A 13,093-nucleotide genomic window follows, 5' to 3' on the forward strand; every position below is an offset into this window, starting at 1 on the left:
GCCAGCTTCGCCGCGGTCGGGTGTTTCGGTCTTGAAAGGATGTGACCGGCGCGCGTCTGGACCCTTGCCGCCCTTGGGCGTAAAGCCCGCTCGTGTCCGATCAGCCCTCAGCGTCCGCGCCCGCCCCGTTCTCGACCCGTCTCGTCTCGATCGCCGTGGCCAGCGCGCTCCTGATGGAGTTCATCGACTCCACGGCCCTGTCGACCGCCCTGCCCACCTTGTCGCGGGCCTTCGCGGTCGACCCGATCCACCTGAAGCTGGCCCTGACCTCCTACATCCTGGCCTTGGCCGTGTTCACCCCGGCCAGCGGCTGGGCGGCCGAGCGGTTCGGCGCGCGGCGGTTGTTCCTGTCGGCCATGACCGTCTTCCTGTTGGGTTCGGCCCTGTGCGGCCTGTCGCGTGACCTCGGAGGCCTGGTGGCCTCGCGGATCGTCCAGGGCTTGGGCGGCGCGATGATGACGCCGGTGGCGCGGCTGATCGTGGTCGGCGCCACGCCCAAGGACAGGCTTCTGGCCGCCATGGGCTGGTTCACCATGCCCGCCCTGATTGGCCCGCTGATCGGTCCGCCGATCGCCGGCCTGGTGCTCAGTGTCGCCGACTGGCCGTGGATCTTCTACATCAACCTGCCCGTCGGCCTGCTGGGTGTGACGGCGGTGATGCGCTTCGTGCCGAAGAGCCAGCCGCGCCGCGACCTCGGCCGTTTCGACACCCCGGGCTTCATCCTGTCGGCCCTGGCGATCAGCGGCTTGGTGGTCGTGGCCGAGACGTCGGGGGTGAACCTGCTGCCTCGTTGGGTTCAGATCGGCTTGCTGGCGCTGTCCGCGGCCTGCGGCGTCATCTATCTGCGGATCGCCAAGCGCACGGGACGCCCGATCCTGGATCTGGGCCTGCTGCGCTATCCCACCTATCGCGCCAGCCTGCTGGGCGGGACCCTGGTGCGACTCGGCATCGGGGCCAGCCCATTCCTGATGCCGCTGCTGCTGCAGGTCGCCCTGGGCTGGAGCCCGCTGAAGGCCAGCTTCGTCACCCTGGCCACCGGCGTCGGCGTGCTGGTCGCTCGCCCGTTCGCCGCCGCCGGTCTGAGGCGTTTCGGCTTCCGCACCTCGCTGACCGTGTTCGTGACCCTGACGGCGCTATTCACCGCCGCGCCCGGCTTCTTCGGCCCGGCGACGCCGATGGCCCTGATGATGGCGGTTCTGACGCTGGGCGGGTTCTGCCGCTCGAACCAGTTCATCGCCGCCAACACGATCGCCTATGCCGACGTGCCGGAAAGCTCGACGGCGGCCGCCTCGACCCTGTCGGCTGTGACCCAACAGGTCGGCCTGGCCTTAGGGGTCAGCTTCGGCGGCATGATGCTGCACTGGGCGCGCGGCGCGGACGGCGCGCTGACGCCGGATCGGTTCGTCATGCCGTTCGTGGCGATCGGCGTGATGACCCTACTGGCCCTGCCGGTCTATCTGGCGCTGGACAAGGACGCCGGCTCGGCGATCAGCGGTCGGAACCGGGCAGCCTAAGCCTTCCGGCGGCGGCCGCCTCTGGAATGGCCAGCGGTCATCGGATCCGGCTTGGACGGCGGAACCCAGCCTTCGGGCGCCTTGGGCGTCGGCTGATCGGTTCCCAAGCCCATCCGGCCCGGAACCTGACGCTGGAAGTAGGACGCCTGGGGCGGATCCTCGACGTTGCGCACCAGCGCGCTGTGCTGGATATCGCCGATCTGGTCACGCAACCTGCTGGCTGTCTCGAAGTCCTGAGCGGCGACAGCCTCTTCCATCTGCTGTTTCAAGTCATCGACATGCGACATGACGGTCTCCGTGGGATCGGCGCCCACGGAGAACGCATGAAGTCGCCTTTAGCCGCGCGCCGTCGCGATGCGGGCCCGGGCGATCTCGTCGGCGACCAGGTTGGCGGGACGCTTCTCGGCGATCGACTGGTCGATCACCTCGGCCAGGGTCTGGGCCAGGCGGTCCAGCTTGGTCGACACCCAGTCGCCGTCGAACGCGCCGCCGGCTTCCAGGGCGCGGATCTCGGCGGCCACGTTGATGATGCCGCCGCCGTTGATGACGTAGTCGGGGGCGTAAAGGATGCCGCGATCGAACACGGTCTGGCCGATCATGGCGTCGGCCAGTTGGTTGTTGGCGCCGCCGGCGATCACCTTGACCTTCAGGCGCGGCAGGGTCGCGGCCGAGATCGCGCCCCCGAGCGCGCAAGGCGCGAAGACATCGGCCTCGACGTCGAAGATGGCGTCGGTCGGCACGATCGTCGCGCCGGTCTTGGCGGCCACCGCGTTGAGGGCGTTCTGGTTGACGTCGGCGATGGTCAGAACCGCGCCGGCGGCGTGCAGTTTCTCGGCCAGATAGGCGCCGACGTGGCCGACGCCCTGGATGGCGACGTGGACGCCCTTCAGGTCGCGCTTCAGGGCCCGCTCGACGCACAGGCGCACGCCGCGGAACACGCCCTCGGCGGTGACCGGCGACGGGTCGCCCGAAGCGGCCGCGTGGCCCTCCAGGCCGGCGACGAAGCGGGTGGTCTTGCGCGTGCTTTCCAGGTCCGACGGCGAGACGCCGACGTCCTCGGCCGTCCAGTACCGACCACCGAGGCTGTCGACCGCGCGGCCGAAGGCCTCGAACAGCGCCGGCGTCTTCTGGCTGCGGCTGTCGCCGATGATCACGGCCTTGCCGCCGCCGAAGTCGAGGTCGGCCATGGCGTTCTTGTACGACATGCCGCGCGACAGGCGCAGGGCGTCGGTCAGCGCCGCGTCGGCGCTGGAATAGTCCCACATGCGGCAGCCGCCGGCGGCCGGGCCGCGAGCGGTCGAATGGATCGCGATGATCGACTTCAGACCAGTTTTTTCGTCGAAGAAAGCGTGGACGCCTTCGTGTCCCTCGAAATCGGGGGAATCGAACAAGGTCATGCTGTCGGTCTCGCCTCAGCCGGGATGAATGTGGCGGCGGTGTACGCCCCCTCGCCGCGCCTCACAAGCCCGAACCCTGACCTTGCGACATCTTGCGTTTTGGCGCTTTGCGCGGGTCCAACGCTGTCATGGCCGCGACCGTCGCCGGGATGGCCGGCGCGCCCGACGGCGGCCAGGGTCCGGGCGTGTCGCGCAGGAAGGCCTCGGCGTCGGCCCAGACCTTCTCGGCCTGCCTGTCGACCAGCAGCAGGTGGTACCCCTTGGCGTAGTAGGCGGTCTTCGCCCCGGGCTTCAGCCGGCCCACGGCCTCGACCGTCGGCTCGCGCGGGATGATGTGATCGTTGGCGCCGTAGAACCAGGCGGTCGGGACCGAGATGGCGCCCGGCGACTTCCAGGCCCGCTCCATCAGGCCGACCAGGCCGTAGATCGTGTCCGAGCGCGCGCCCCAGATCATCAGCGGGTCGTGGCCCATGCGGCGCAGCTCGTCGATGTTGTCGCTGGGCATGACGTTGCGGACCAGCCAGTCCGGCGGCTTGACGACCCAGCTCCCGGTCGTGTGCGCGGTGATCCAGAGGCTCATGCGATTGGGCAGCGGCTGGTTCGACCAGCCCCAGACGGCTGGGGCGAACAGCATCAGCTTGTCGACCGCCGGCGGGTTCGGCGCGGCCATCGCGCTGATGGCCAGTCCCCCGCCCATGCTGATCCCGGCCAGGGCGACCTTGGCGCGGGGATGCCGTTCGCGCACCGCCTCGACCAGGAGGCGGACGTCCTCGAGGACCAGGTCGGTCGGCGCCCAGACGCCGCGCTCGGGCGAGCGGCCAAAGCCCCGCACATCGAGGGCGTAGGTGGCGATCCCCCGTCCCGCCCACCAGTCGGCGGCCAGGTGATAGGCGTTGGCGTAGTCGTTCATGCCGTGCAGCCCGACCACGACCCAATCCGGTTCTTTGGCTGGCTCGCTGGAGGGCGGCCAGCGCATCAGCCCCAGCTTGGCGCCGTCGAAGCTGACGAAGGCGTCGTCCGTGATCCTGGGCCCCCGAAAGCCCAGCGCCGCCAGATCCGGTCTCTGCCTCAGAGGCGCGCAGGCGCCGAGCACGGCGGCCGAGGCGGTCAGGATCAGGGCGCGGCGATTCATCGGTCCAGAATGTCCGCGACGCGCCGGCGAAGATAGGGCGTGACCTCGGCCTCGAACCATGGATTTCGCTTCAGCCAGGCGGTGTTGCGCCACGACGGGTGGGGCATCGGCAGGACGTTCGGCCCGAAATCGCGCCAAGCCGCGATGGTGTCGGTCATGGTCCGGCCCGTCCGTCCCGGCAGCGCCCAATTCTGAGCATAGCCGCCGACCAGCAGGGTCAGCTCGATGTTCGGCAACTCAGCGAGCAGCCGCGATCGCCACAGGGTCGCGCAGCGCGGCGGCGGCGGATAGTCGCCGCCCTTGGGATTGGTTCCGGGAAAGCAGAAGGCCATGGCCGCGACGCCGATCTCGGGCCGGCCGTAGAAGGTCTCGCGGTCGATCCCCATCCACTGCCGCAGGCGGTCGCCCGAGCGGTCGTTGAACGGCAGGCCGGTCTCATGGACGATCCGGCCCGGGGCCTGGCCGGCGATCAGGATCCGCGTCTCTTGCCGGACCCGCGTCACCGGCCGGGGCGTGTGGGGCAGGTACGGCGCGCAGGCCCGGCAGGCGGCGATGTCGGCGAGAAGGGCGTCGAGCGGCATGGGCGGGATTTAGGCGCGCCAGCGCCGGCGCCAAGCGTAGCCGATCAATCCTCGGCGTCGTCGGCCGTTTCATCGAAGCTGGTCGGATCGCCGTCCATGCGCAGGCGCAGGCGGTAGACGCCGCGGAACTTCTCGGGATTGACTGGCTTGTTGTGGCGCAGGACGACGATCTTGCCCTCGCGGGCCAGTTCGATGGCGTTGGTGCGCACGTGGCCAAGGATCTGCTGCCAGCGCTCGGGCTGGATCGCCTTGGCGACATTCATCGGATCGATCGACTTGCCCTCGGGCAGAGCCGCCAGCTGGGACAGGATCGTGTCTTGGATCGGGGTGGTCATGCGCGCTCCCTTGCCACGGATTGTCAGCAGAGGCGAGACCGACGACTTGCGCCAGCCCCTCCGGCCTTCTAGCTGATCTTCAAAGACAACGATCAAGAACAAGAAGGGGGATCGGCCATGGACGGCGGCAACGACATCTGGAGCGGCCCCAAGCTGGTGGAGACCGGCGAGTGGGCCGGCTGGCGCACCTGGGCCGGCATGGACCCGTTCGAGGACCAGTCGGGGCCCTTCTACTTCCAGGAAGACGCCGACGGCCGGGTGACCGCCGCCTTCCGCGCCGAAACCAAGCACATGAACGGCGGCGGCTTCATGCACGGCGGCTGCATGATGACCTTCGCCGACTATTCGCTGTTCGCGATCGGCTGGAAGGCGCTGGGCGACAGCCGCGCCGTGACGGTCAGCCTGAACGGCGAGTTCATCGGCCCCGCCCGCCCCGGCGACCTGGTCACCTCGACCGGCGAGGTGATCAAGGCGGGCGGTTCGCTGCTATTCGTGCGCGGCCTGATCTCGACCGGAACCGGGCCGATGCTGAACTTCTCGGGCGTGATCAAGAAGATCCGGGCGCGCTAGATCCCCCCCGCCGCCGCCGGCCTAGCCATCATCTCCTCGCGCCACCGGGCTAGGTGCGCCAGCTCCTTGGGCGGTCGGAAGCGGATCATCCGCGCGAAGTCGATGGCGGTGATGGCCAGGATATCGGCCATGGTCACGCGATCGGCGGCGATAAACGGACTCTCGGCCAGTCGGCGATCCAGCACCTTCAGCGCCCGCTCGGCCATGCCGAGATTGTTCTGGGCGACCTCCGGGACCTGGGTCTCGATGCCGGCCATAGCCGGATGGCTGTGGCGCACAGCCATCATCATCGGCGTGGAGACCATCATCTCGACGCGCCGCATCCACATCTCGATCACGGCGATCTCCTTGGCGTCGCGGCCGAACAGGTTGGGCTCGGGATAGACGCTTTCGAGATAGCGGCAGATGGCGACCGACTCGGTGATCGTGGTCTCGGCGTCGATCTCCAGCGCCGGCACGTGCGGCAGGCCGGCCTTCGACAGGTAGACGGCCGTCTTGTGATCGCCGTCGAAGATCGACACGTCGACGATCTCGACGTCCTCGATCCTCTTCTCCGCCATGAACCAGCGGACCCGGCGAGGATTGGGCGCGCGGCGGCTGTCGTAGAGTTTCAAAAGAAATCCTCCCGGCTTGTGACCGGGAGGATGATCTCATTCCGCGACGGAACGGAAGTGTGGGCTTAAAGCCCGAACAGCGCCCGGGGCATCAGGCCGACCAGCGAGCCGGTCAGGCAGGTGGCGAGGAAACCGGCCATCATCGCCTTCCAGACCAGGCCCAGCACTTCCTGGCGGCGCTGGGGCACCAGCACCGAGAAGCCGGCCACGTTCATACCGACCGAGCCGATATTGGCGAAGCCGCAGAGCGCATAGGTCATGATCATCCGGGTGCGCTCGTCCAGCAGGGTCGCGCCGACCTTGGACAGTTGAATGAAGGCGGTGAACTCGGTCAGGATCAGCTTCACGCCCAGCAGTCCGCCGGCCGTGCCGGCTTCCTTCCAGGGGATGCCCATCGACCAGGCCAGCGGCGCGAAGACCACGCCCAGGCCGCGCGAAATGCTCAGCGGCTGGCCGCCGACCATGGGCATGGCGCCCAGGATCTTGTCGACCATGGTGGCCAAGGCCACGAAGACGATCAGGGTCGCGCCGACGTTCAGCGCGATCTGCAGGCCGTCGGTGGTGCCCTTCATCACCGCGTCGATCGCGCTGCCGTAGGTCTTGTCCTCGGCGGCGAGATCCAGGTCCCCGCCCTTCTCCATCGGATCCGACGGCACGATGATCCGGGCCAGCAGCACCCCGGCCGGGGCCGAGATGATCGAGGCGGTCAGCACGTGGGCGGCGGCGTTGGGCAGCACATCGTGCAGGATCGTGGCGTAGGCGACCATGGTCGAGCCCGAGACACAGGCCATGCCGACCGCGATCAGCATGAAGAGTTCCGAGCGCGACAGCTTGTCGAGATAGGCGCGGATGAAGATCGGGCCTTCGACCTGGCCCATGAAGATGGTGGCGGCGGTGGCCAGGGCCGGCGGGCCGCGCAGGCCCAGCGTCTTCTGGAACACGAAGCCGAAGCCCTGGGCCAGCCACTTCAGGATCTTCCAGTGCCACAGCAGCGCCGACAGCGCGCAGACCACCAGGATCACCGGCATGACCCGGAAAGCGAAGATGAAGCCCGCGCCGGGATTGCTGACCGTGAACGGCTGGTCGCCGCCGGCCAGGAAGCCGAACACAAAGGCGGTGCCGGCCTGAGTCGACGAGCCGAGGCCCTCGACCGCGCTGTTGACGCCGCGCAGCATCTGCTGGGCTTGCGGCAGGCCGAACAGCACCAGCACCAGCATGACCTGGACGATGATGGCGCCGATCGCCAGAACCCACGGGAATCGCTTGCGATTCTCGGAAACGAGCCAGCAAAGGCCCAAAGTGAGCGCCAGACCCGCGAGGGCCTGCACGTTCTCGGGACGGAACATCAAGACGAAGACCTTACGATGAGGCGACGCCCCCGCGACGCCGACCAAGGGCGAAGAATGACACCAAGTCTGGCATCCCGCGCAAGCGGCTTGCGTAAGGAATGGTTAAGGACGGCGCCCGGCGCCTAAGTCAGAAGCCTATTACCACCCGTCATGCCGGCTGGGATCGCGAGCGACCTGACGGGTCAGCGGCCGGCTTCGGCGCCGCCCCCCTTCAGTTCCTCGACCAGGGCCTTGCGGTCATAAACCTTCGCCAGCGCCTCGCTGATCGCGACGGCCGAGACCGACACGGTCCGGTTCCGCGCCGCGTCGTAGCCGTAAATCCCGCCCAGCGAATGGATGTTGCCGTCGAAGGCCACGCCGATCAGGCGGCCCTTGGCGTCGATCACGGGCGAGCCCGAGCTGCCGCCGACGATGTCGTTGGTGCTGGAGAAGTCGAAGACGGTCATCAGCTTCAGCCGGTCCTTGGCGTCCAGCCAGCGCTGGGCGGCGGCGAAGGGCTCCGCGCCCGTGGCCCGGTCGTAGAGCCCGGCGAAGGTGGTGGTGGCTGGGATCTTCTCGCCCCGCGCCTTCCAGCCGGCGACCTCGCCGTACGACAGGCGCAGCGAGAAGGTGGCGTCGGGATAGACGCTGTCGCCCAGCAGGGCGAAGCGGGCCCGGGCGATCTTCTCGGCGGCGATGTCGACCGGTCCGGCGACCTCCGCCTCGTAGGCCGCGCGGGCGGCGCGGGCCAGCGGATCGACGCGGCGCACGAACTGGATCAGCGGATCGTCGGACGCCTCGATCGCCGCCTCGCCGCCCTTCCACAGGGCCATGCGCACGTCGGGGTCGGACAGCTGGCTGCCGGCCAGCGTCTCGGCGACCCGCTCGGGGCTCTCGCGGCCCAGTAGCGCCTCGACCCGGGGATCGTCGACGGTCAGGGCCTCGCGGGTCTTCAGCAGCCAGTGCTCGAGATAGATCCGCTCCAAGGCCGCGTCGGCCGGCGGCGCGTCGGCCAGCTTGCGCTCGATCAGCGGCAGGCGGGTGTCGACATATTCCGGCAGGCGCTCGGCGTTGGGCTTGGTCCGCTCCTTGGCCGCGCGCACCAGCAGGCGGGCGTAGTAGTAGGTCTCGGAACCACCGCCCGCCCCGCTCTCCAGCATCCGTAGGGGCAGAAAGGTTTCGGCGGCGGCGGCTTGAGCCTCGGCGATCTTGTCCCAGGCCTTGCCGGCCTCGGCTTCCAGCTTGGGGTCGGCGGCGACCTTGGCGCGCAGAGCGGCCTCCTCGGCCTGCTTGGCGGCGAGGAAGGCGTTGTCGTTCAACATGGCCTGGCGGCCCACGCCCAGCTTGTAGCTGTTCTGCACCCAGGCCAGGGCCTGGCTGGCGGCCCGCCGGTGCTCGCCGCTCTCCTGACCGAACTGGATCAGCCGGCCGCGCAGCTCGGCCCGTTGCAACTGGATGACCGGCAGGACGAGGTCGCGCTGGGTCTCCAGCTGGGCCACGGTCAGCTGGCGCTCGGTGGCGCCGGGATTGCCGACGACGAAGGTCGGCTCGCCCTCGACCGGCGCCTTGTCGCGCCAGGCCAGGAAGGTCGGGGTGTCGGCCGGCTTGTCGTCGGCGTAGAGCCGGACGAACGCCGCGTCGAGCGCGTAGCGCGGGAAGTTGAAATTGTCGGGATCGCCGCCGAACGACGCCGCGGCCGTCTCGGGCGCGAACACCAGCCGCACGTCGTTGTAGCGCCGGTACTTGTAGACCTTGAACTGGCCGCCCCGGAAGAAGCTGATCGTCTGGCAGCGCAGCGCCTGATCCTGGCCGCAAGCCGCCAGTTCGGCCAGGGCCATGGCGCCCTCGCGGGCCCGGACGAAGTCGCGGCCGCTCTTGCCCTGGGCCGCCGCCCGCACCTGGTCGGTGACGTCGATAATGGTCAGGAGCACCTCGGCCGCGACGCCGGCGCACTTGCGCTCGTCGTCCTTGCCGTCGGTCAGGAAGCCGTCCTGGACGTAGTCGTCATGCCCGCTCGACAGCGCCTGGGCGCATTCGGAGACGCAGTGGCTGTTGGTCAGCGCCAGGCCCTGGCCGCTGACCAACGCGGCCGAGCAGCCGTTGGTGAGCCGCGCGGTCGAGGCCTGGGCCGCGTCGAGCCATGCCTGGTCCAGGGTCACGCCCGTCGCCGCCCGGATCTTGTCCACCGGGATCTTGTCGAAGGTCCACATGCCCTCGTCCGCCCGCGCCGACGCCGTCGCGGCCAGCGCGAGGATCAGGGCCGAGGCGGCGCGGAGGAGCGTCATGGGCGTTGTGGATCGCTGCACGGAAAACGTCGCTTAACCTCGACCATGGGGCTCGACCAACCTTCTTCCGCATCCATGGCGAATATTTCACTACGGAAATCCGTCTTACCCCGATTTAACTTGGACCTTCGACGATCGCCGTTCATTGCTGCAACCGTCGGTTTGGGGGAGCACGGTTTCGAATGTCGTTGGCCTTGGCCACTCTTCTCTATGAGTGGCGTCGTTATATGGCGGCCGTGGTCGCCCTGGCTTTTTCCGGCCTCCTCGTCCTGGCCCAGGTCGGCATGTTCGTCGGCATCGGCAAGGGGTTCACCGCCCAGATCGATCGCGCGCGCGCCGACGTCATGGTGCTGGGCCCCGGCGCCAAGGCGCTGTTCGGCGGCCCTTCGGGCCTGCCGCGCCGGATGATCCCGCTGGTCTACAGCCACCCCGAGGTCACCCAGGTCGCGCCGCTGGACGGCTCGGGCGGTCGCTTCCAGAACATCCTCAGCCCCGAGCAGCAGGCCAAGGAAGAGGCGCGCGCCAAGAAGGGCGGCAAGGGCAAAGGCGGCGGTTCGTCCCGCAAGAGCGAGTTCGTCAACGTGACGGTGATCGATGCGATCCCCGGCTACGTGACCGTGCCGACCGACTACACCCAGTCGATGATCGAGGCCCTGCGCCGGCCGTACGCCGTGGCGGTCGACGAAACGGCCCTCAAGCGCCTGGGCGTCAAGAAGGGCGACCGCGCCCTCTACAACGGCAAGACCATCACCATCGCCGTCGTCACCCACGGCTATCCGAACATCATCCAGCCGACCCTGGTCATGTCGCGCGACACCCTGCGGATGCTGGGCGAGGCCGACACCGGCCAGCGCGTCGGCCCGCTAATGGTCGAGATCCGCGATCCCTCGCGCGCCGAGATCGTCGCGGCCCAGCTGAACAAGAAGGCCGACGGCAAGTTCCGCGCCTGGACCCGCCAGGAGCTGGCCGACGCCAATTCCGGCGCCATGCTGGACGACCAGATCATCGGCATCATGCTGGGCTTCTCGGCGTTCCTGGGCCTGCTGATCGGCGTGGCCATCACCTGGCAGACCCTGCGCGGCGCGATCATGGCCAACATCAAGGAGTTCGCCAGCTTGCGCGCCTTGGGCGTCTCGATGGGCGACCTGCGCAACATCGTCATGGAGCTTTCGTTCTGGGTCGGCATCGTTGGCGTTCTCGCCGCGGGCCTGCTCACCTGGCTGGTCACCCTGCTGGCCAGCGCCGGCGGCGTGCCGATGTACTTCCCGCCGACCCTGGTGATCGTCGTCGCCGTCTTCCTGGTGGTCATCGCCATGCTCTCTGGCTTCCTGTCGCTGGGCATCCTGAAGAACAGCCAACCCGCGGACCTGCTGCGATGAGCAACGATCACAGCCACAAACGCGGCCAGAGCGCGCTCTCGGCCAAGGGCCTGGTCAAGCGCTTCAAGACCGGCCGCACCTTCATCGAAGTGCTCAAGGGCGTGGACTTCGACGCCAAGCACGGCGACGTGACCATGGTCATGGGCCCCTCGGGCTCGGGCAAGTCGACCCTGGTCGCCGCCCTCTCCGGCCTGCTGAAGCCCGACGAGGGCTTGGTCTCGGCCTTGGAGGCGGACGACCTCTGGTCGCTGTCCAAGAGCAAGATCGATCGGTTCCGCCTCGACCACTGCGGCTTCATCTTCCAGGGCTTCAACCTGTTCCCGGCCCTGACGGCCAAGCAGCAGGTGATGACCGTGCTGAAGTATCAGAGCGTCGGTCCGGGCGAGGCCTCGCGCCGCGCCCAGGCGGCCCTGGAGTCCGTGGGCCTGGGTCCTCGCGTCAACCAGCGCCCGTCGGAACTGTCGGGCGGCGAGAAGCAGCGCGTGGCCATCGCCCGCGCCCTGGCCAAGAACCCGAACCTGATCTTCGCCGACGAACCGACCTCGGCCCTCGACGGCAAGAGCGGCGAGACGGTGATCAAGCTGCTGCGCGCCGCCGCCACCGAGCGCGGCGCGGCGGTGATCTGCGTGACCCACGACCCGCGGCTCGAGGCCTATGCCGACCGCGTCATCCACATCGAAGACGGCCGGATCCTGGACGACGTGCGGAGAACGCCCGACGCCAATCCCGCGCCGCTCAGCCACTGATTTTCTGGGGGAAACTCTGATGCCCGGCTTCCTGCGCCGACCCGCCTTCTACATCGTCCTCGTCGTCGTGCTGCTGCTCGGCGGCGGCTTCTTCTACATGAAGGGCCAAGCCGCCGAGAAAAAGAAGAAGCTCGAAGCCGCCGCCGCCCAGGAGGAACCCTCCCCCTACGCGGCCATCGCCCAGGGCAAGGCCGACGTCGAGGGCGGCGTGATCCAGGTGGCCGCGCGCCGCCAGGGCATCATCCGCGAGGTGTTCGTCCAGGAAGGCGATGTCGTCACCCAGGGCCAGCCACTGGCCAAGCAGGAGGACGACGATGTCCGCCTCGCGGCCCAGACCTCCGCGGCGAACCTGGCCTCGGCCAAGGCCCAACTGCAGCTCTATCAAGTGCAGCTGCGCACCGCCCAGCGCGAGTACAATCGCCTGCAAGGCCTGGCCGCCTCGAACTACGTGGCCGCCCAGAAGCTGGACGCCGCGCGCGACCAGATCGCCTCGGCCCAGGCCAATATCGGCGCGCAACAGGCCGCGATCGGCGTCGCCTCCGCCCAGGTCGCCCAGGCCAAGTACAACGAGGAACTGACGGTGATCCGCGCCCCGGCCAACGGCCGCATCGCCCGCCGCCAGGCCAATCCAGGCGCTGGCGCTTCGACGCTGAACGTGACCGCCATGTTCGACCTCGAGCCGAACACCCAACGCATCGTTCGCGCCGAGATCGTCGAGGCCGACATTCCCAACGTGAGGATCGGCCAGGAGGTCGAGATCCAGCCCGAGAGCAATCCGGACCTGACCTATGTCGGCAAGGTCCTGCGCCGCGCCGCCGTGTTCGGCGCCCGCAAGCTGGCCTCGGACGACCCCAGCCAGCGCAGCGACGAACGCGTCGTCGAGGTGGTGGTCAGCGCCGACGGCGCCCCGCTGCTGGTCGGCCAGCGCGTCCTGGTCAAGTTCATGAAGCCCGGCCAGAAGGCTGGCGTGAAGCGGGATAAGCCGACGCCGCCGGTGGCTGGTGGGATGACGAAGAAGAAGGCTTAGCAGAGCTAGGAAGGGAGCGGGCGGCGGCGTCCGCTTCCGACCCTGAGGCGACGTTCGAGGTCCGCTTGTGCGCTAGGCCACATTAGCATTCAGGGGATCCGAACATGACACGATCATATGTCCCGACGCGACGCGACTTCTGCATCCTGTCGTCAGGAAGCTTGGCGGCGCCGGCAACGGCGGCC

At 68.7% G+C, this 13,093-nt stretch carries 13 protein-coding genes; 5 read left to right on the forward strand and 8 right to left on the reverse strand.

Annotated elements, in window-relative coordinates:
- Window positions 1–92 precede the first annotated feature (92 nt).
- A complete protein-coding gene (locus ABIC66_RS06160) occupies window positions 93–1,514 on the forward strand; it encodes an MFS transporter (RefSeq protein ID WP_354068607.1) in 1,422 nt (473 codons plus the stop codon).
- Here the strand turns inward: ABIC66_RS06160 and ABIC66_RS06165 are convergent.
- The 5 genes from ABIC66_RS06165 to ABIC66_RS06185 form a co-directional block, all read right to left on the reverse strand.
- A complete protein-coding gene (locus ABIC66_RS06165; RefSeq protein WP_354068609.1) occupies window positions 1,511–1,801 on the reverse strand; it encodes a UvrB/UvrC motif-containing protein in 291 nt (96 codons plus the stop codon). The two genes, ABIC66_RS06160 and ABIC66_RS06165, sit on opposite strands and share 4 nt — an antisense overlap.
- Before the next feature lie 48 nt (window positions 1,802–1,849).
- Entirely contained in the window at window positions 1,850–2,911 is a 1,062-nt protein-coding gene (locus tag ABIC66_RS06170; RefSeq protein WP_354068611.1) for a Leu/Phe/Val dehydrogenase, read from the reverse strand.
- A 61-nt stretch (window positions 2,912–2,972) separates the two neighbouring features.
- Window positions 2,973–4,043, reverse strand: a complete 1,071-nt coding sequence (locus ABIC66_RS06175; RefSeq protein ID WP_354068612.1) for an alpha/beta hydrolase — start codon at window positions 4,041–4,043, stop codon at window positions 2,973–2,975.
- Window positions 4,040–4,624 carry a uracil-DNA glycosylase family protein gene (locus ABIC66_RS06180; protein ID WP_354068614.1) on the reverse strand — a complete coding sequence of 195 codons (585 nt, stop codon included), beginning with the start codon at window positions 4,622–4,624 and terminating at the stop codon, window positions 4,040–4,042. Before ABIC66_RS06180 ends, ABIC66_RS06175 begins: the two co-directional genes overlap by 4 nt.
- Before the next feature lie 44 nt (window positions 4,625–4,668).
- The gene (locus ABIC66_RS06185) at window positions 4,669–4,959 is read right to left on the reverse strand and encodes a DUF3253 domain-containing protein (RefSeq protein ID WP_354068615.1); all 291 of its coding nucleotides are present in this window, start codon (window positions 4,957–4,959) and stop codon (window positions 4,669–4,671) included.
- Between the two features lie 117 nt (window positions 4,960–5,076).
- On the opposite strand from ABIC66_RS06185, the gene ABIC66_RS06190 reads away from it, so the two are divergent.
- Window positions 5,077–5,529, forward strand: coding sequence for a PaaI family thioesterase (locus ABIC66_RS06190; RefSeq protein ID WP_354068617.1), 453 nt, complete (start codon window positions 5,077–5,079; stop codon window positions 5,527–5,529).
- Here the strand turns inward: ABIC66_RS06190 and ABIC66_RS06195 are convergent.
- From ABIC66_RS06195 to ABIC66_RS06205, 3 genes are all read right to left on the reverse strand, one after another.
- Window positions 5,526–6,143: a glutathione S-transferase family protein gene (locus ABIC66_RS06195; RefSeq protein ID WP_354068618.1), complete on the reverse strand. Its 618-nt coding sequence runs from the start codon at window positions 6,141–6,143 to the stop codon at window positions 5,526–5,528. The two genes, ABIC66_RS06190 and ABIC66_RS06195, sit on opposite strands and share 4 nt — an antisense overlap.
- A gap of 65 nt (window positions 6,144–6,208) precedes the next feature.
- Complete coding sequence (locus tag ABIC66_RS06200) at window positions 6,209–7,489, reverse strand: NupC/NupG family nucleoside CNT transporter (RefSeq protein ID WP_354068619.1); 1,281 nt, start codon at window positions 7,487–7,489, stop codon at window positions 6,209–6,211.
- Window positions 7,490–7,674: 185 nt separating this feature from the next.
- Window positions 7,675–9,756 carry a S46 family peptidase gene (locus ABIC66_RS06205; RefSeq protein ID WP_354068621.1) on the reverse strand — a complete coding sequence of 694 codons (2,082 nt, stop codon included), beginning with the start codon at window positions 9,754–9,756 and terminating at the stop codon, window positions 7,675–7,677.
- Window positions 9,757–9,938: 182 nt separating this feature from the next.
- Here ABIC66_RS06205 and ABIC66_RS06210 point away from each other — a divergent pair, with 182 nt between their 5' ends.
- The 3 genes from ABIC66_RS06210 to ABIC66_RS06220 are packed head-to-tail and all read left to right on the forward strand — an operon-like array spanning window position 9,939 to window position 12,908.
- Window positions 9,939–11,135 (forward strand): ABC transporter permease, encoded by a 1,197-nt coding sequence (locus tag ABIC66_RS06210; RefSeq protein WP_354068622.1) that lies wholly within the window; start codon window positions 9,939–9,941, stop codon window positions 11,133–11,135.
- Window positions 11,132–11,881, forward strand: coding sequence for an ABC transporter ATP-binding protein (locus ABIC66_RS06215; protein WP_354068624.1), 750 nt, complete (start codon window positions 11,132–11,134; stop codon window positions 11,879–11,881). The genes ABIC66_RS06210 and ABIC66_RS06215 overlap by 4 nt, the downstream gene beginning before the upstream one ends.
- Window positions 11,882–11,900: 19 nt before the next feature.
- Window positions 11,901–12,908, forward strand: a complete 1,008-nt coding sequence (locus ABIC66_RS06220) for an HlyD family secretion protein (protein WP_354068626.1) — start codon at window positions 11,901–11,903, stop codon at window positions 12,906–12,908.
- The last annotated feature ends 185 nt before the right edge of the window (window positions 12,909–13,093 follow it).

The sequence above is a fragment of the Caulobacter sp. 1776 genome (assembly GCF_040545685.1).
GTDB lineage: Bacteria > Pseudomonadota > Alphaproteobacteria > Caulobacterales > Caulobacteraceae > Caulobacter.